Here is a 16040-nt window from a genome sequence, read left to right on the forward strand (position 1 = left end):
GAAAAGGGGCCGGATCGTTGGGACCAGCTAGAGCGCGGGCCGCATATCCTGCCCGATTGGGGCGACTTGATAGACGCGCAACACATCCTATCCCGCGTGGGGCTGTATGCACCGCAGGGTATGGACATTGGCCCGATACAGGCAGGGCCGATCATGGACTACCTCACAGGCACAGGCGGCATATCATCGCCTTACGAACTGGACGTAGCGCTGATGGCCTCAGCCGCCTACGTGGGAGAATACAGGCGTTCCAACGGCAAAAGCACAGACGCGCCGTGGGATTGGCCGAAGACAGAGCGCGACCTTGCTATCTTTGACAAGCAGCAAGAGCGGGCGATGAAGTCGATGATGGGAGAATGAGATGTCAGGAAAAACAAGCCCGGCTGAGGCATTTGCAGAGACTGCTTCTGGGTTTATTGGGGTGAATTATTATTCGCTAGTCGGACAGGATGGGCCTATTCTTCAAGCGCCCGCCTTATATCATCAGCGCGTCGAGCCACTCTGGCGGAAAGTCGTTCAGCGGCTGCTACCATCATCGGGTGCATTTCGGAGAGGAAATCAATCTGATCCTTACTCGCATCCGGCGATACCGTTGCCTTTGTCCGGATCAACCGAAGAATAGAACTCAATGCTTCGTCCTGTGCGTCTTGCGGACCGTATCCGTGTACTTGCGCGAGGGTCACTTCGACATAGAAATCAAGAACGGCTAATCGGGCCTCTAGTCCGAGGTAATACTCACGATCCATGGATATCTCCCAAAAGCCTCACCCTCAGCGGGAATCGGGGAGCGCGTCAAGGTTGGAAGAGGGGGTGCGTTTGGTTCTATTCCGGACCGTCCTTGGCCAACGCAGCCTTAACCCGAGCCGGAAGCTCATACGAGTAGACCAAAAACAGCCGTGTAAAATCCCGGCCGCGTTCGACATCTTCGGGCGATGGTGGTTCGTCGTCGTGGGCGCCTTCGTTTCCGAGGAACTTCACGGTATCAAGGAGCTTGATCAGGGTGTCGGGAACCGCTTCTTCTTTCTGCAAGGCGCGTATCCGGGCGTTCAGCATCCCTTTGCCCTCGGGGTTCAGGTCCTTCAGCGTAAGCTCGATCGACTTCCGGTACATGGTCGCAGCGCTCATATGGCGACCATCTGCGAAATTTGCCTCGGCTTCGTCAAAGACGCCAGCAATCTTGCCCGGAAGGTTGCCGACGACATCTCTGTTGGGTGGTTTTGGCGCGGAATCAATAATCGTGTAGCAGTCAAAGAAGTCCTTAGTCGATTGTTGGTGTGCTACATTCGCACCCTGGCCACCGTCTCGTCGGAAATAAAGTACGATGCCCTTTGAGCATACTGGGCAATAGCCAAATGTGCTGCCGTAGGTGCCATCTTGAGAGTATGCGGCAGTCAACACGACACCCACATTTTTTGTCAAACAGCCCACATGAGGGCAATCAAAAGGAACGGTTCCCATGTTTCGCAATCCTCAAATGGAGGCCCTGAACGCTACCATCAGGACCTGCGACGATTCCGTAAACCTAACACGATTGCTGACTGCTCACTATAACCGCCTGAGCGCTGCGGAGAGGGACCAGTTTGCAGTGGCGTTGATAATGGAGATCAGCGCTCGTGAGGCTTTGGAGAAGGTGAATGCAGTAAGGCAGGCGTGACTTACTTTTTGGGAGGGCGCTTCAGCTGGCGGGGAGTGGGGGATGGCTTCTCGGTGCGCGGCTCAACGGCGGTGGTATGGCCTTTGTTGGGCTTTTGAAGGCGGAGGCCTCGGCCAACAGTTTGCTTCAATTCGACAGGGATTTCTTCGCCGGTATTGCGGTTAAGGATGATGAAGTCAGGAGAGGGGGCGTCTAAGTGTTCACGGACCTGTGCTCTCAAAACTTCGAACCGATGATCGATCGCTTCACGATCTTCAGAGGTCGCTCCGCTATCATGCTGCCTTAAGAGAGCTCCCATTTCATCTAACAGCGCCTGAACCAACTCCGGGTCATACTCCCGAGGGGTGGTGCCGGATAAGCCTTCTCCAGCGTTGCGATGATTTCGGCATTCACCGATTTCTCGCCAGCCGCCGCCTTTATGCGCTCATAGAGCGCATTCGGGATGCGTGTAGTGTATCGAGTGTATCCATCATGTCCGGCCATAAACGCCGTGTCGCGGTAATCGTGAAAAAAGTCAAGATAAAGGGTTGTCACGAAAGTGGTGACAAGTTAAGAACATTTTGTCACGAAAACAGCGACACGGAGAAAAATATGGATAATACGGCCAATAATTCGAGAATGACGGTGCAACTTCCTGCGGGCCTAAAACGCCACCTAAAGGTGCTGGCAGCCGAGAACGACCGCCCCCTCAGCAAGCAGGTGCTTCATTGCTTGAAGGTAGGTTCAGGTTGGGCATGTGAGAAAGCGGAGGAATTGAAGAATGGGGCCTAATCAGAGCAAGGCGGAAGATCGGCGGTTCCAAAACTATGTTACGGAAACAGCGTTTAGCCTTTCCCTTACAAAAGGGATGGTCTCAGAATTGGGGTTAATAGGAAGCCAAGGGCCACGCGGTAACGGCGGACACACAGTAAACGCCCTGTATCGCCGAGGCCTAATCGTACCCAACAGAGAGGACTGGACTGGGTTTGCAAATTGGGAGCTCAGCACCGCTGGGAAAGCAGTTGTTGAACTCCTGATAGTTGCTGGCTTGGTCGATCGCGAACAAAAGCCTCTAGCGGAGGCGGCTTGAGACGCCGAAACGAAAAAGACCGCTCGGGACGGCAATCCCATGTGAGCGGCCTTCAAACCCAACCTACGAAAATTGGAGTTCACCCGTGAATATGTACGTAAACCCACCACAAATCAATCCCCCACAGGGAAACTCAGTTTCCCGCCGCTCAATGCTTGGCGTTGCCGGTGGCGGGCTGGCAGCCTTCATGGCCGGCGCGGTGCCGGTGAAGGCCGCAACCCACGACCCGATCCCCGGCTGGCTTGCCGAATGGAAGAAATGGCGCCAGGTCGAGGTCGAACTGTCCGCTCTGCCGGAAGGCGGAGACTTCGACATGCCGGAACAGATCGCGGCATCCGATCGCTGCGAAGCTCTTTCTGAGCAGATCGCTCACGCCAAGCCGACCACCGCGGCGGGCGTGGCGGCTCAACTGGAATGGCTGGATATCGACTCCTTCGGGCTGGGCGGCATTGGTGATCTGAACATTTTCGCGCTGCGGAATGCTGTTGCGGCGTTGCAGGGAGGGCTGGCGTGATGGGACAGCAAGTAGAGTTCGGAAACGCCGCCGTAGTTCCTGCCATGTTTGGCGAGGCGCTCACCATGAGCAGCCGTGAGATTGCGGATCTGGTGGAGAAGCGCCACGATAAGGTGAAGCAGTCAATTGAACGGCTGGTCGAGCGTGGCGTAATTGTCCGTCCTCAAATTGAGGATGAACAAGATTTTGCGACAACCCCCACTGGGGGACGTCGCAAATATCGGGTTTCAGTCTACCACCTGGAAAAGCGCGACAGCTTCGTAGTGGTCGCGCAGCTTTCACCAGAGTTCACGGCGCGACTGGTGGATCGCTGGCAGCAACTGGAAGAGGAGAAGAGGCGCGGCCCGCAGACAATCGCGGACTGGGCACGGATCGCGATCGCGCAAGAGGAACGCAATCAAGCCTTGCAGATCGAGAACCAGCAGAAAGACGCGACGATCAACGCCATGAAGCCAGCGGTGGACGCCTACGACGCGTACCTCTCCGAAGAAGGCGTCTGCCGCATCATGGATTTCTGCAACAAGCATGGGGTGAAGAAGAACCACCCCGGTTACGTCCTGCGGGACCGGGGATTGATGCACCAGAAGAAAGTGCTGGCGACACAGGTTGGATTGAAATCCGGAATCCTGAAGAACGTACTGGAAAGGAACGGCTTCGAATACATCGACAGCAAGGGTCAATCGGTCGAGGCGCAGCTAGGTATGGTAGTACGGCAGCGTGAGGTGGCTCTGCTCAAGATGATCGTGGATGCTTACGGAATGACCGCGTTTCGCAACCCGGTGGCGTTTGAACGCGCCAAGAGCCTGATCGGGGGTGCGGCATGACTAACGTGGTTCGTTTTCCCGGCACCGCATCAGGCCGTGTTAGTCAGGTTTCTGTCCAAGTCTCGATGTATAGTGAGAAAAATGGCGGCGTTGACCCGGGAGAGAGGGCTCTCTACCCGGTTGAGGTCTTATTCCCAGACGGCACATGGGAGATCGCATCGCACTTCTACACGTTGGCCGACGCAAAGCTGGCCGCGTCATTGGAGGCCGAAAAGCGGGATGCCGTGCTGCTGGAAAAGAGTTTTTGGCCAACGCGTCAAGTTGAGTGACACGCTTTCGCGGCCTAGCCGCCTTGGGCATCCCTTCGGGGGTGTCTATTCCTTCAAAGACGCACAGAAGGCTTCGATACTGTCGGACAGTTCGACAATCTGATCCATGGTGGCGAGATACGCCCTCTCGACGCGCTGGCCTTCCGGTGTTTCGGCGTTTGGCCCGTCTATAATTGCGGCAAAGTCCAACATCATCATTAGCGGGCTAGGCCCGGCCACTTCGGCGTTTTGGTACTCTGCCATACGCTGATTGCAGTCCCCCCAATCCGACGCGCTTGCAGGTGAGTAAGCGCAAACCACTGCCAACGCAGAAACAATTCTCAACATCGTAATTCTCCCAATGAACCGCAGCCACGTTAGGCTGGCGGGTTTTGGCATTCAATGAGGTCCGTATGAGCAGAGTCAACTATGCCAGTCTAGTCCTTGGTTCCGATACGTCTGGTCTCCTCAAGGCCAAGACCGACCTTGCCGCTGTCACGACTGCGGGCGCGAAGACTGAGGCCGGGATCAAGAAATCCATGAAAGGCGTTGAGAACGCGGTGAAGCCTGTACCGCAGGCGGCGCGTGACGCGGCAGCGGGTATGAAAGACCTGCGCATGTCGCTGGACCCGCTCTATGCGTCGAGCAAGAAGTTTGAAGCGGTTCAAAAGCAGGTTGCGGCGGCGGTTAAGAAGGGCGCTACCACTCAGGCCGAAGCCAACCGTATCATGGCGCTGGCAGAGGACCGCTACCTTGGCATGGGAGGGGCGGCTGAGGTTGCGGCAACCCGTATGGGCGGCGGCGCTGGCGGGCTGGCCTATCAAAGCCGTATGGCCGCGATGCAGCTTAGCCAAGTCGCGCAACAGACTGCCGCAACAGGCAGCTTCATTCAGGCTCTTAGTATCCAACTACCTGATTTGGCTTTGGGTTTTGGGGCTTTGGGCATCGGTATCGGTGTTGTTGCCGGGGCTTTGCTCCCTCTTGCCGCGAACTTTGTCACAGGTGGCGAGGGTGCCATGGAGTTGAGCGACGCGCTCGACAACGCCAGCAGCGAACTTGCCGAATACATCGACCTCATGTCGCAGTCAGACGCGCTTGGGGCTGAGCGGTTTGAGCGGACGCGCGGGCAGATCGAACTGACCTCGCAGGCTTATGCCGACCTTATCGCCATTGCCAAAATTGAGGCGTTCAACAGCATTGAAGACCTCAACGTCTCCCTTGTGGAATCTACCCTGAACGCAAGGTGGCTCAAGACAGAAATGTCTGACGTTGGGCGCTTGCTCGAAATCAACACCACGAATGCTTCGAATATCACAGTTTGGAAGGAAAACCGCGAGCAAGTACGGGCATTTATCTCCGAACTTGAAGCACTTAGAGACGCCTCCTCACTTGAAGAGCAATACGCGGCGGCGCTGCAATTGCGGGACGCCTTCAAGCAGACCGTCGATGTAAACGGCGAACTGACCGAAGAGCAACTGGCCTTCTGGAAAACGCTTTCCCAGTCTATCCAGAAAATGGAAATCATGGGCGCGGCGATTAAGGCGCAGGCGTCCGGCATGTCTGAGGTTGAGCAGGCGGCAGCGAAAGCGGCGCAGCAATACGCCAAGTCACGACTTGAGGCTGAGAGGTCCGCATCTGCGGCGAGTGAACTGCTTAGCCAGTTGCAGCAAGAGGCAAAGGTTCGATCCCTCACGCTGCGCTATGGCGCTGACAGTGTGCAGGTTGCTGAGGCGCGTCTGGACGCAGAGCGCCGTTCGTTCGTTGCTCAGGTGCAGTCGCGGGATATTTCCGAAAGCCTCAAGCGCGAACTTATCGCGGCATGGGATGCGGCAAATGGTGCGGCAGGGGCATCCTCCGATCTCTCCGGCAAGCTGTCCCAGGCATCCGCTTTCGCGGCGCAGCTTGTTGCTAATCTCGGCCAAGTGCCGGGTGCTGTCGCGGCAATTGCTGGGCAGGTGGATAGCGCAATCAACAGCCTGCAAACACAGAACAGAAGCCTGACCTATCAGCTAGAGCAGGGCATCACGGCATCGGCGGCGGCTATCAAGGCGCAGCGGGACGAGGCGTTGAAGCTGGCAGCCGAGAACGGCGCGACCATCGACCAGCTTGCCGCTATGGGACAGTCGTTCGATGAGCAGGCAGCTAAGGCCGAAAAGCTGGCGACCGCAAACAAGACAATGACCAAGACGCTATCGGATCAGGCAGCGGCGGCTGCGGCGGCGTCGGCAGGCTCTACAAAGCTGGGCAAATCAACGGGTGGCGCGGGCAAGGCCATGAAGGCCGCAGCGAAAGAGGCCGAGAAACTAGCCAACGAAATCGAGCGCCTAGAATTTGGCGCTGATCCGGTAGCGAAATTCAACCACGAACTGGCCAACCTCAACGAACTTGCGGCTAACGGCCTCTCCGATGGCGCGTTTCAACACGCGGTCTCCGAACTCAACGAAGAGTTCATGGATAGCTACCCGAACATCACCAAGATCGGCGATGCGATCGGGGACTTCGTAGCCTCAGGGATGAAAGACTTCGGCGACCTGTTGGACAGCTTCAAGTCGATGCTGGCCGAAATGATCAGCACCGCGATTTCTAACCCAATCCGGTTGGCTCTTATCGGCGGCGTATCGGGCGGCGGCATGGCAGGCACCGCAGCACAAGCAGCAGGCGCAGCTCCGGGCGGGGGCGGCATCCTTGGCGGCTTGGGCGGCGGCGGTGGCTTAGGCGGCATGGCTGGCACGTTTATCGGCGGGCTTGCCGGGGGCGGTACGGGCCTTATCGGCGGCGCGGCGAACGTCATTTCTAGCTTCGGCATGGGCGGGTTTGGCAGCGCATTCGCAAGCATCGGGCATTCGCTTGCAGGCGCGACTTCCGGCCTTGCGGGGCTTGGCGCGGCCATCGGCGCAATCGCGGTGCCTGTCTTGGCTGTCGCTGCGGTGTTCTCATTCTTCAAGAAGAAGGTGAAAGTGCTGGATAGCGGTATGCGGATCACCGTTGACGGCATGGACGCGCTGATTGAATCCTTCAAGAAAACGGAGACTTCGCGTTTCTGGGGGCTGAGCAAGAAAGTCCGCACCACCTTTGAGGCGCTTGACGCTGAAACGGCTGCGCCTTTTGAGCGGCTTGTTGGCAACATTCAGCAGGGCGTGTTGGATGCGGCGGACTCCCTCAACATCGGGGCAGGGATCTTTGACGACTTCTCGCATCAAATCAAGATCAGCACGAAAGGGCTTTCCGACGAGGAAGTTCAGCAGGCCGTAGCTGATGCCCTACAGGACTTGTCGGACGAGTTTGCGGGCATGGTCCCCGGTCTTGAGGAGTTGCAGCGCGAAGGCGAAGGGGCGTCCGATGCCCTAACGCGCCTCTCCGCTCACCTTAGCGCCGTAAACATGGTCATGGATACGCTGTCGCAAACCATGTTCGAGGCGTCTCTTGCTGGTGCCGACATGGCTTCGGGGCTTATCGAATACTTTGGCGGCTTGGATGCGTTCAACTCAGCGACTACAGCCTATTTCCAAGGCTTCTACACTGAGCAAGAGCGGTTTAACACGGCGGTACGCCAGATTGAGGAGCGGTTCAGCGAACTCAACGTCTCCATGCCACAAACGCGGGCGCAGTTCCGCGAGATGATTGAAGGCTTGGACCTGACCACAGAATACGGGCGGCAAATGTACGCCTCCCTCATGTCTATGTCTGGTGCGCTTAGCGCGGTTTTGCCTGCCATTGAGAATTTCTCAATCGCTGTCGGCGCGATGGTGGGCAGCATCACAACCGAGATTGACGGCCTGATTGGCACTGCGTCCGAGGCTATGCAAGCCAACGAGCAGGCTGCATCTATGTGGTATCGCACAGCGACAACCTTGCGTGAGTTCATTGCGGATATGCGCGGCACGGCGGGGGCGCTGGTGTCAAGCCGGGATGCGCTGGCGTTTTCTGAGGCGCGGTTCCAGACGCTGCTTGCTTCTGCGGTGGCGGGTGACAATGAGGCCGCGACCGACCTGACAGCGGCGGCGCGAACCCTGCTAACCAATACGAAGGCCACGGCGCGGACAGCGGCAGAGCAAGCGCGGGCAGAGGCGCGGGTTCTTGCGGACCTGCAACTGGTGGCGGGCGTGTCTGACGTTGAAGGCGCACGGCATGATGTGGTTTCGGGCTTGCTGGGCCAGCAGGTTGAGTTGCTCAACTCCGTCCGAGACGCGATCAACAGCGGCAATACGCTTGAACCCGAGGACATTGACGGGCTGAACGCGCAGCTCGGCTCACTCCAAAGCGCAATCGCTGCGGCTGAAATGATTAACTTCCAGTTCCTCAAAGAGCGTCTTGAGGTGTCGGTTGATCTAATTGCCGATGCGGATATCCCCGACAGCCTGCGCACCATGCTGAACAACGCATCGGACGGCATCACCGCCAACATTGACTATATCGTGCGGGCTGATGCGTTGACGCCTGACTTGCGCTGGCTGGCTCTTACTGCGGCATCTGAGCATATCAAAACGATTGATTATGTGGTCGGAGACGACATTTCACCAAGCAATCGTTGGATTGCGACGACAGCCGTATCATCGCTAACCAAGACGCTTAACCTGACCATCGGGGAAAAGCTAACCAGCGATCAGATGCGGGTGGCGCTTGCGGGGTCGTCGGAAATGTCGCGGGTGGTAAACGTAACGCTCAACTCTGGTGCATCTCAAGAGGCGATTCGCTTGGCGCTTGGCAACGTCAATCGCTATCAGGTGATCGTGGGCGCGGCGTTGGAATCCAACCTGTCGGACGAAGTGCAACGCCTCGTCATTGCCCAGCAGGGCGATTATGCGGCAATCATCGGTGCTGCAATGTCTGCGGATATGACCGAAGCAGCCCGCCGCATCCTGCTTACGCGCCAAGGTGACTATATCGCCCGTATCGGCGCGGTGCTTGCTACAGATATGCCAACCTCGCACCGCCTGCTTTTGCTCAACGCCAACACAGCGGCAACGCGGGCGGTCACGATCCTCATGGGGTATGCGCAGCACCTAACCCACAGTGAACGCGCGTTGCTGATTAGGGAAAGCGACCGGATCACGCGGACCATCGACGCGGCTACCAATTTCAGCCAGTTCCAAGGCCGCGATTGGACCTTGTTCAACCTTCAGGATTCTGCGGTTTCTAAGACGGTTCGCGGCGCGATAAATCTTGTTGGTTTCGGCATCAATAAAGAGCGGCTTCTAGAGCAATCCACAGAAGTTGTGAACAAGACCGTGCGCGGAGCAATCGACCTTTCGCGCCTCAATGAGACACAAAGCACATTCCTGACAGCCATTACCGGGGCGACCACAGGACGCATCACCTTGGGCGGGACGTTCTCTTTCGACCCGACTACCGGATTTTCAACGTGGTTCTCCACCACGACGCGCTCAAACATCACATCACCCATGGACGCGCTGCGAACTGGCATGGCCTCTCTGCGCGGCAGCTTGGGCGAACTTGCTGAAACCATTCGTGAGGAGATTAGGGAGCGTGAGGCCGAAAGGGAGCGGGAAACCCGTATTGCCGCACTCACGGCGCGGGCTGTCAACAGCACATGGTCTTCTGACGCGGCCTCGCGTTCGGCCAGTGTCGTTAGCCGGATCGAGCAGCTTGAGCGAGATACAGGGGTATCCCTGCGGCAAGGTGACGGTGACGCTATCCTAAGCATCGGGGAAGACGGGCGAATTAGATATAACGCCTCGCATGTCGTTTATGGACGCGGTGACGACATTGACGCATTCCGGGCCGCATTCTGGGCAGACGGAGGCTTGGAAGATCAGATCTTTGCTGCGAACCAAAACCTTAGCAACAATCAGGCTTGGCTTACGGGTTTGCGTCGGCAGGTTGTGGAACTGGGCGGAATTCCGGCCTTTGCTAACGGCGGGTTCCACAGCGGCGGGCTTCGCGTTGTAGGTGAGCGCGGCCCCGAACTGGAAATGACCGGGCCAAGCCGCATCCATAACGCTAACGACACGCGCAAGATTCTGGGCAACGACAATTCGGAGGTCGTGCGCGAGTTGCAGCAGCTACGGGCCGAACTGGCTGATCTTAAGCGGCAGTCTGGAGCGTTTGACGCGGAAAAAACACGCTACGCCCGCAAAACCTACGAGTTGCAAGAGCGTCAAGAACTTAGAGCGGAGGACGTATGATGCCCGATGATGTGGCGAGCATGTTCGTACCTATCAACATGACTGATGCCGTTTTGGTCGCGTCAAACATACCTGAGAATGACGCGCCCACATGGGCGAGTGGTTCTTACAATACAGGCGATCAGGTAGTCTACTTGCACAACGTCTATGAGGCGGTGACTGCGGGGGCATCGACAGTCCCGCCCAATCAAGACCCGGTGATGTGGGTTCGGATCGGCGCGACGAACCGCTGGCGACCGTTTGATGGTTCAATCGGGCAGGATGCGAGCAGGTCAGGGACACACCTATGATCTGGTGGCTTCAACGGTCTGCGATGGGCTGGCGTTTATCGGTCTCAAGGCGGTGTCTCTGCGGGTTCGGGTCGTTACTTCCGGCGGGGCTGTCCACATTGATGAGACACATGATCTTGTGGATGGCAGCAGTATCAGTTCGTGGTTGGATTTTTTCACATACGAAACGGTTTACGAGCCGGAACTAGTATTTACCGGTCTGCCTGTGTTCCCGACAGATACGGTGGAAATCACGTTAGATGGTGGCGGTGGCACAGCCTCCATCGGTGAGATCGTCTTAGGCCGTCAGGTCATGCTCGGGAAAGTGATCGGCGGATCGCGCAGCGGTTTTACAGACTACACCTCCCGTAATGTTGACGACTTCGGAAACATCGAACTTATCACCCGTCCAACAGCCCGAAAGGCCGAATGGCGCTTTGTCTTTGATACCCGTTCTAACCGTCGCATTCAGCGCGAGTTGGAAAAGGCGCGAGGGACAAAGTGCTTCTTCCATCCCGGCGACGACATGACGGATTTTTACCTTTCGGTGTTTGGTGTCGCTAACGAGTTTTTCCCCTCACTGGACGCAGGCGGCAACACCATCGACGTTCTATCCCTGACAGGAGTTTCATAAAATGCCCCGCCCAACATACACCCCGCCCCCAAACCCCGCGCCTTCGCTTGGCGACCCGGATTTTTCCGCCAATGCAAGCGGGTATCTCGGCTGGTTTCCCACGTTCGGTACATATGTCGAGAATATGGCGGATTGGTACGAGACAGGCTTTGCTGAAGAGTTGATTGACGGCACCGCCGCTGCACCGGCGATGGCATTTGCCTCAGACCCCGATACCGGCATTTATCGTGCGGGTGTAAACAAGCTGGGCTTTTCGGTCGAGGGGGTGGCGCGGGCCTACCTTTCGGCCACGGCGCTTGAGGTCAATGTACCGATCACGGGTACTGCGGTGCAATCCAGCCCGACCGACACAACAACCAACAGGCTGATGAAGGTGGGCGCTTTCGGTTTGGGGGGCGATGCTGGCCCAGTTGTGCCAAATGTTGATAATCATTACACCGCCGGTTTCTATTCCGGCTATGGCGGCGCGCATAGTACGCCAGCATCCGGTGATAACCCATTCCCTACGATGAACGGCGCTTTCGGTCTTTTGGTGGGGAACTCTACGGTTTCTGAGGCCGATGATTACGTTTGGCAGATTGCCATTGATGTTTCAGGTGGCAACGGGACTAAATATCGAGCCCGAGGGAATGTTGGCTGGACTTCTTGGGAACGGTTTTTGACTTCCAACGAGTTGCAGACCGACTACGGAGACACCACTGCGGACAGGCTGTTGATGGTAGGAGCTTTTGGCCTTGGCGGAACTACTGGTCTCCCTCCAGACGGTAACAATGCGAACAACGCTGTTCGACCGGGTTTCTACTGCCTGACGAATACAAGCGCCAACAACCCGGCAGGCAACACCTCGGTTCTGAGAGTGGAGCGGAGTTACAACGTAATTGTGCAGGAGGTTGTGAACGTTGGGGGCTCACCCCGAAAATGGAGCAGGAGGTCAACAGACCACGGTGCGAATTGGGGCGCATGGGATGTGCAAACCGCCACTCTGGTTGGCACGGTATCGCAATCCGGCGGCGTTCCCACGGGCGCTGTGATCCAGCGCGGCAGCAACGGAAATGGTGAATTTATGCGCTTCGCTGATGGGACGCAAATTTGCTGGGCAACAGCGGCCCCGTCTGGGGCGGATGCCGTTTGGGTATTCCCGGCAGCTTTCAGTACGACAAGCCATCTATGCTTCACCGGGGCAGGGCGCACGGGTACAGACGCAAGTTTCGTGTCTTTCAGAAACGCAGCGTCTACGGCATCCGTCGAATATAACCACTGGAGCCATGCGGGGGCTAGGCTGGATAACCTTGGCGTATCCCTAGTGGCTCACGGTCGCTGGTACTAAGGAGAATGAAATGAAACTCACATTATTGACGCAAGGTTGCGCAATCGACCAAGAGGAAACAACTGCCAGCGTTTCGGGAGATGTTATAACGGTTGACGGGGTGGAATATGACCTTTCACCCGTGCCAGAGGGAGGGGAGGCCAAGCCAGATGGCGAAAGTCCGTTCAGAGGCAAAATCACCCGTAAGGATGGTGTAATCCACGCCAACATCCTTTGGCGTTTTGACACGACTACCGCCGAACCGGATCAAGGGACGGAATTACCCGTTGTGCAGATCACCAGCGGCGATGTGCCTGACCCAATCGCACGCTTACCAGAGCCAGAGCCGGAAGACCCCCAAGCTGAAGAAGGAGAGCCAGAATGACGTTCTCGCTGAATATCAAGACAGCCGAAGACCTTGCAGCAGAGGCGCAAGCGCTTCTGGCCGCACAGGTAACTGCGGAATGCGACCGCCGTCTCGCCGCTGGCACAGTGGTAACAGTGACAGGATACGGCGACATTCCGGTGCAGGGGCGGCAGAAAGACCAGATCAACCTCATGGCGCTTGAGGCAACGGCCAAAGACCTCATTGCAGCGGGCATTACGGGGCCAATCCTGGACTTCCGTGATGGCGAGAACGTCCACCACAAGCTGACGCCCGCGCAATTTGTGGAAATGTCCCGTAAGGGTAAAGAGGCGGCATCCGCGGTCTATGCAACAAGTTGGGCGCTAAAGGATAGCGGCGATATTCCGGCTGATTTTGCCGACGATGCCCACTGGCCAAGCTAACTAGCCTCAGTCGCAGTAGTACAGGCAATCATACCCAACCAGCTTGAAGATAGTCGCAAAGGCGAGCAGCCACAAAAGCGCAACCGCAACGATGAAAAACCACGGTCGCTGCGCTTTATTGCGTCGTAAGTTACTGAATATGTGTGATTCTGTCTTAGGCATATCACTTCCCCTAAAGCAATGTACCGGACGGTTAATTCTCTTCCTAGTAGAATGGGGGCTGTGACCGCATGTTTCGCCGTGATGAGCGGCGCCTTCAGAAAGATAGGTGATGAATGGCAGGTGAACCGCAACAGTCGGTCCTTTCCGGCTACAAAATCGAGCAGCTGGAAAAATCGGTTGCTGAGCTTCGGGAGGCGAACGCAATTATGGCGGCTGAATGGCGGTCGGATAACCGCGCTTTGCATGAAGAAATTGCACAGATGAAAGAGGCTGAGGCCGCTAAGGAAAGACAACTTCTCATGGTGGGCATCACAACACTGGGCGGCATCGTCGTGACACTCTTCGGCGTGCTCTGGACCTATCGATCGGTGATCTTCAAATGATGCGGCTTTTTGGCTTCCTTGCGGTAGTTTGCGTGACGCTTTCTATCGTCTTAGCGTTCACGGCTTTCCGGTATGAGCGCACAGACCGAACGCAGCCGATCATCGGCTTTGGAAAGGTAGAGACGTTGGCCAGCCCGATTGTTGCCGGTGATGCGCTGCCGGTGCGTATCTGGCGGGAGAAGGCGCGTGACGATTGCCCGGTAGTGTCTGAGCGTACCGCCATCAGTCAAGACGGCGTGGTCTACGATTTGCCAGACGCTGAATGGGCGGGTGGCTCTGCTGATGATCCATATCTCGATTATCGCTACCCCACGCTGCCTTTCATGCCCGCGGGCGAGTACCAGCTGCGCGTTGATCTGACGTACACCTGCCCGGGCGGACTGCTGTTCAAATACACGCAACCGCCAGCGTTCTTCAGGATCGCGGGCTAACCACCTCTTCACATTACCAATCTCATGCCCCGTCTGCGGGGCTTCTAAGCATGGATGGATGAAATATGAATCTCATAGATAATTGGCGACGGATCGCCTTTCGAAGCTATTCGATGTGGAGCCTGTACCTAGGCCTCCTCGCCCTCTTGGGTAGTGAAATCCTCTACGGGTTTTTCGGCATTGAGGCGGACCCCTACCCACTCGGTAGGGCGGCTCTCGCGTTCTTCATTATCGGCATCTTCGGGCGTTTGATCCGGCAGGACGCAGGGAGCGTTGTTTTCCGCCGAGGCCTGTTCCTCACGGCTTTCGCCTACGGCTTGGTGATGCTGTTTCAATCGCTGGGCGGTGCGGTCATCGAGGACCGACAGGCGCCGGAGTATCGCCATGAAGTCCGCATTGAACAGCGCGCCTTAATCATCCCGGCGATGGCGGAGGTGCCCGTGGAGCTGGTCAAGGCCGGGGGTGTCGCGCCCGAAGGCGAGTTCTTGGCGATCGCCGTGCCGTTCATCGGCGAGTGGGAGGGCTTGCGGCTGGTGGCCTACAAGGATGTTGTCGGTGTCTGGACCGTCTGCTTTGGAGAGACGAAGGGCGTCCGGCCTGGCGACCGCTATACCGTGGCGGAATGCGAAGCCATGCTCGCCCGCGAAATACTCAGCTATCGGCAAGGTTTGCACCGCTACTTTACCCCTCGACTCTGTCCGATCGGCTGCCCGTCAAGCGCGATGTGGCTTACGTCAGCCTTGCTTACAATGTCGGCGTGTCGCGAGCCGGAACTGCAACAGCGACCAAACGACTGAATGCAGGGGATGTGCCCGGCGGATGTGAAGCGCTGACCTGGTACAAAAAAGCGGGGGGGCGCGTGTGGCGTGGTCTTGTTCGGCGGCGGTCTGCTGAGAAAGTATTCTGCATGGCCGGGGTGATCGCATGATGTACGAGCTCATAACCATTCTCGCCTTGTTCGTGGTTCAAATTGCAGACGTTTGGACAACCAATCAGATTCTCGCCCGCGGCGGCCGTGAGCTGAACCCGATCATGAAATGGATCATGGATAAGACCGGTGATCAGTGGTCAGTGGTGAAGGTCGCGGCCGCGCTGATCGTAGCCGCATTCCTCTGGGCTAATGGAGATATCTCGGCCGTCTGGATCATCACCGCGATCACGGGGCTCGTTGCCCTGAATAACTATCGAGTGTTGCGAGGCATGAGATGATCGGGGCGGCCCTGATTTTTCGCCTCGCGCCCTACCTAGTCGCCGCCGCTCTGGCTGGTGGCGGCGTTTGGTGGGTGATGGCGCTCAGAGAGGAGAACGCAGCCCTGCGGTCCGATGTTGACCGACTCACAAGGGTGCTGGCCGGATGCACGGCCCGCGCAAGCAACCTCATAGAGGACAATGAAAGCGATGCCAAAGTCGATAACATGCCTGATCTTCGCGCCGTTCCTGATGAGTGGCTGTTCGTGGTTCCAGACACCCCCGGCTCCTCCACCGTCTACTGAGGCGGCATTCTGCGATGTCGAGGAGAAGCGCCGATTTACGCGCGAGGAGATCGATTGGCGCGCGAAGAATGCGCCTTGGAATCTGAGGCGGGATTACAAGACCAACCTGACCTTCGAG

General features: G+C 57.3%; 20 protein-coding genes. 16 read left to right on the forward strand and 4 right to left on the reverse strand.

From position 1 onward, the window contains the following. Window positions 1-153 precede the first annotated feature (153 nt). Entirely contained in the window at window positions 154-360 is a 207-nt protein-coding gene (locus CUR85_RS14010; protein WP_280322746.1) for a hypothetical protein, read from the forward strand. A gap of 95 nt (window positions 361-455) precedes the next feature. Here CUR85_RS14010 and CUR85_RS14015 read toward each other — a convergent pair whose 3' ends face one another. The 3 genes from CUR85_RS14015 to CUR85_RS14025 all read right to left on the reverse strand — a co-directional run bounded on the left by CUR85_RS14015 (window position 456) and on the right by CUR85_RS14025 (window position 1976). Further along, window positions 456-746, reverse strand: coding sequence for a hypothetical protein (locus CUR85_RS14015; protein WP_280322747.1), 291 nt, complete (start codon window positions 744-746; stop codon window positions 456-458). A 76-nt stretch (window positions 747-822) separates the two neighbouring features. Further along, window positions 823-1458, reverse strand: a complete 636-nt coding sequence (locus CUR85_RS14020) for a DUF4145 domain-containing protein (RefSeq protein ID WP_280322748.1) — start codon at window positions 1456-1458, stop codon at window positions 823-825. Window positions 1459-1655: 197 nt separating this feature from the next. Further along, the gene (locus CUR85_RS14025) at window positions 1656-1976 is read right to left on the reverse strand and encodes a P-loop NTPase family protein (RefSeq protein ID WP_280322749.1); all 321 of its coding nucleotides are present in this window, start codon (window positions 1974-1976) and stop codon (window positions 1656-1658) included. A gap of 149 nt (window positions 1977-2125) precedes the next feature. Between CUR85_RS14025 and CUR85_RS14030 the strand changes: the two genes are divergently transcribed. The 4 genes from CUR85_RS14030 (at window position 2126) to CUR85_RS14045 (ending at window position 4330) form a co-directional block, all read left to right on the forward strand. Continuing rightward, window positions 2126-2425 (forward strand): hypothetical protein, encoded by a 300-nt coding sequence (locus CUR85_RS14030; RefSeq protein ID WP_280322750.1) that lies wholly within the window; start codon window positions 2126-2128, stop codon window positions 2423-2425. 449 nt (window positions 2426-2874) lie between these two features. Continuing rightward, a complete protein-coding gene (locus tag CUR85_RS14035) occupies window positions 2875-3237 on the forward strand; it encodes a hypothetical protein (protein ID WP_280322751.1) in 363 nt (120 codons plus the stop codon). Beyond that, complete coding sequence (locus CUR85_RS14040) at window positions 3237-4061, forward strand: Rha family transcriptional regulator (RefSeq protein WP_280322752.1); 825 nt, start codon at window positions 3237-3239, stop codon at window positions 4059-4061. Before CUR85_RS14035 ends, CUR85_RS14040 begins: the two co-directional genes overlap by 1 nt. Beyond that, entirely contained in the window at window positions 4058-4330 is a 273-nt protein-coding gene (locus CUR85_RS14045) for a hypothetical protein (RefSeq protein ID WP_280322753.1), read from the forward strand. The genes CUR85_RS14040 and CUR85_RS14045 overlap by 4 nt, the downstream gene beginning before the upstream one ends. 45 nt (window positions 4331-4375) lie before the next feature. Here the strand turns inward: CUR85_RS14045 and CUR85_RS14050 are convergent, their stop codons facing one another. Next, on the reverse strand, window positions 4376-4573 hold the full coding sequence (locus tag CUR85_RS14050) for a hypothetical protein (RefSeq protein ID WP_280322754.1): 198 nt from the start codon (window positions 4571-4573) through the stop codon (window positions 4376-4378). 149 nt (window positions 4574-4722) lie between these two features. Here CUR85_RS14050 and CUR85_RS14055 point away from each other — a divergent pair, with 149 nt between their 5' ends. From CUR85_RS14055 to CUR85_RS14105, 11 genes are all read left to right on the forward strand, one after another. After that, on the forward strand, window positions 4723-10455 hold the full coding sequence (locus CUR85_RS14055; protein ID WP_280322755.1) for a hypothetical protein: 5733 nt from the start codon (window positions 4723-4725) through the stop codon (window positions 10453-10455). Window positions 10456-10698: 243 nt separating this feature from the next. After that, window positions 10699-11358: a hypothetical protein gene (locus CUR85_RS14060; protein ID WP_280322756.1), complete on the forward strand. Its 660-nt coding sequence runs from the start codon at window positions 10699-10701 to the stop codon at window positions 11356-11358. 1 nt (window position 11359) lies between these two features. Beyond that, window positions 11360-12685, forward strand: a complete 1326-nt coding sequence (locus CUR85_RS14065; protein ID WP_280322757.1) for a pyocin knob domain-containing protein — start codon at window positions 11360-11362, stop codon at window positions 12683-12685. A gap of 10 nt (window positions 12686-12695) precedes the next feature. Beyond that, window positions 12696-13049 (forward strand): hypothetical protein, encoded by a 354-nt coding sequence (locus CUR85_RS14070; protein WP_280322759.1) that lies wholly within the window; start codon window positions 12696-12698, stop codon window positions 13047-13049. Continuing rightward, complete coding sequence (locus tag CUR85_RS14075; RefSeq protein ID WP_280322760.1) at window positions 13046-13453, forward strand: DUF4376 domain-containing protein; 408 nt, start codon at window positions 13046-13048, stop codon at window positions 13451-13453. The genes CUR85_RS14070 and CUR85_RS14075 overlap by 4 nt, the downstream gene beginning before the upstream one ends. A 275-nt stretch (window positions 13454-13728) precedes the next feature. Further along, entirely contained in the window at window positions 13729-13998 is a 270-nt protein-coding gene (locus CUR85_RS14080; RefSeq protein WP_280322761.1) for a hypothetical protein, read from the forward strand. Next, window positions 13995-14429: a hypothetical protein gene (locus CUR85_RS14085; protein WP_280322762.1), complete on the forward strand. Its 435-nt coding sequence runs from the start codon at window positions 13995-13997 to the stop codon at window positions 14427-14429. The genes CUR85_RS14080 and CUR85_RS14085 overlap by 4 nt, the downstream gene beginning before the upstream one ends. A gap of 65 nt (window positions 14430-14494) precedes the next feature. Beyond that, the gene (locus tag CUR85_RS14090) at window positions 14495-15226 is read left to right on the forward strand and encodes a glycoside hydrolase family protein (protein WP_280322763.1); all 732 of its coding nucleotides are present in this window, start codon (window positions 14495-14497) and stop codon (window positions 15224-15226) included. Beyond that, on the forward strand, window positions 15187-15357 hold the full coding sequence (locus CUR85_RS14095) for a glycoside hydrolase family protein (protein ID WP_280322764.1): 171 nt from the start codon (window positions 15187-15189) through the stop codon (window positions 15355-15357). The genes CUR85_RS14090 and CUR85_RS14095 overlap by 40 nt, the downstream gene beginning before the upstream one ends. Further along, window positions 15354-15638 carry a DUF5658 family protein gene (locus CUR85_RS14100; protein ID WP_280322765.1) on the forward strand — a complete coding sequence of 95 codons (285 nt, stop codon included), beginning with the start codon at window positions 15354-15356 and terminating at the stop codon, window positions 15636-15638. The genes CUR85_RS14095 and CUR85_RS14100 overlap by 4 nt, the downstream gene beginning before the upstream one ends. Beyond that, window positions 15635-15922, forward strand: a complete 288-nt coding sequence (locus CUR85_RS14105; protein WP_280322766.1) for a hypothetical protein — start codon at window positions 15635-15637, stop codon at window positions 15920-15922. The genes CUR85_RS14100 and CUR85_RS14105 overlap by 4 nt, the downstream gene beginning before the upstream one ends. The last annotated feature ends 118 nt before the right edge of the window (window positions 15923-16040 follow it).

Source organism: Sulfitobacter faviae, assembly GCF_029870955.1.
Classification (GTDB): Bacteria; Pseudomonadota; Alphaproteobacteria; order Rhodobacterales; family Rhodobacteraceae; genus Sulfitobacter; species Sulfitobacter faviae.

Excerpts from the sequence above, each read along its gene's own strand:
- CUR85_RS14060 (WP_280322756.1), top strand. The coding sequence starts at position 10,699 with ATGGTTCAATCGGGCAGGATGCGAGCAGGTCAGGGACACACCTATGAT.
- CUR85_RS14040 (WP_280322752.1), top strand. The coding sequence starts at position 3,237 with ATGGGACAGCAAGTAGAGTTCGGAAACGCCGCCGTAGTTCCTGCCATG.
- CUR85_RS14055 (WP_280322755.1), top strand. The coding sequence starts at position 4,723 with ATGAGCAGAGTCAACTATGCCAGTCTAGTCCTTGGTTCCGATACGTCT.
- CUR85_RS14085 (WP_280322762.1), top strand. The coding sequence starts at position 13,995 with ATGATGCGGCTTTTTGGCTTCCTTGCGGTAGTTTGCGTGACGCTTTCT.
- CUR85_RS14090 (WP_280322763.1), top strand. The coding sequence starts at position 14,495 with ATGAATCTCATAGATAATTGGCGACGGATCGCCTTTCGAAGCTATTCG.
- CUR85_RS14010 (WP_280322746.1), top strand. The coding sequence starts at position 154 with ATGGACTACCTCACAGGCACAGGCGGCATATCATCGCCTTACGAACTG.
- CUR85_RS14100 (WP_280322765.1), top strand. The coding sequence starts at position 15,354 with ATGATGTACGAGCTCATAACCATTCTCGCCTTGTTCGTGGTTCAAATT.
- CUR85_RS14015 (WP_280322747.1), bottom strand. The coding sequence starts at position 746 with ATGGATCGTGAGTATTACCTCGGACTAGAGGCCCGATTAGCCGTTCTT.
- CUR85_RS14035 (WP_280322751.1), top strand. The coding sequence starts at position 2,875 with ATGCTTGGCGTTGCCGGTGGCGGGCTGGCAGCCTTCATGGCCGGCGCG.
- CUR85_RS14070 (WP_280322759.1), top strand. The coding sequence starts at position 12,696 with ATGAAACTCACATTATTGACGCAAGGTTGCGCAATCGACCAAGAGGAA.
- CUR85_RS14050 (WP_280322754.1), bottom strand. The coding sequence starts at position 4,573 with ATGGCAGAGTACCAAAACGCCGAAGTGGCCGGGCCTAGCCCGCTAATG.
- CUR85_RS14075 (WP_280322760.1), top strand. The coding sequence starts at position 13,046 with ATGACGTTCTCGCTGAATATCAAGACAGCCGAAGACCTTGCAGCAGAG.
- CUR85_RS14030 (WP_280322750.1), top strand. The coding sequence starts at position 2,126 with ATGTCCGGCCATAAACGCCGTGTCGCGGTAATCGTGAAAAAAGTCAAG.
- CUR85_RS14065 (WP_280322757.1), top strand. The coding sequence starts at position 11,360 with ATGCCCCGCCCAACATACACCCCGCCCCCAAACCCCGCGCCTTCGCTT.
- CUR85_RS14045 (WP_280322753.1), top strand. The coding sequence starts at position 4,058 with ATGACTAACGTGGTTCGTTTTCCCGGCACCGCATCAGGCCGTGTTAGT.
- CUR85_RS14020 (WP_280322748.1), bottom strand. The coding sequence starts at position 1,458 with ATGGGAACCGTTCCTTTTGATTGCCCTCATGTGGGCTGTTTGACAAAA.
- CUR85_RS14080 (WP_280322761.1), top strand. The coding sequence starts at position 13,729 with ATGGCAGGTGAACCGCAACAGTCGGTCCTTTCCGGCTACAAAATCGAG.
- CUR85_RS14105 (WP_280322766.1), top strand. The coding sequence starts at position 15,635 with ATGATCGGGGCGGCCCTGATTTTTCGCCTCGCGCCCTACCTAGTCGCC.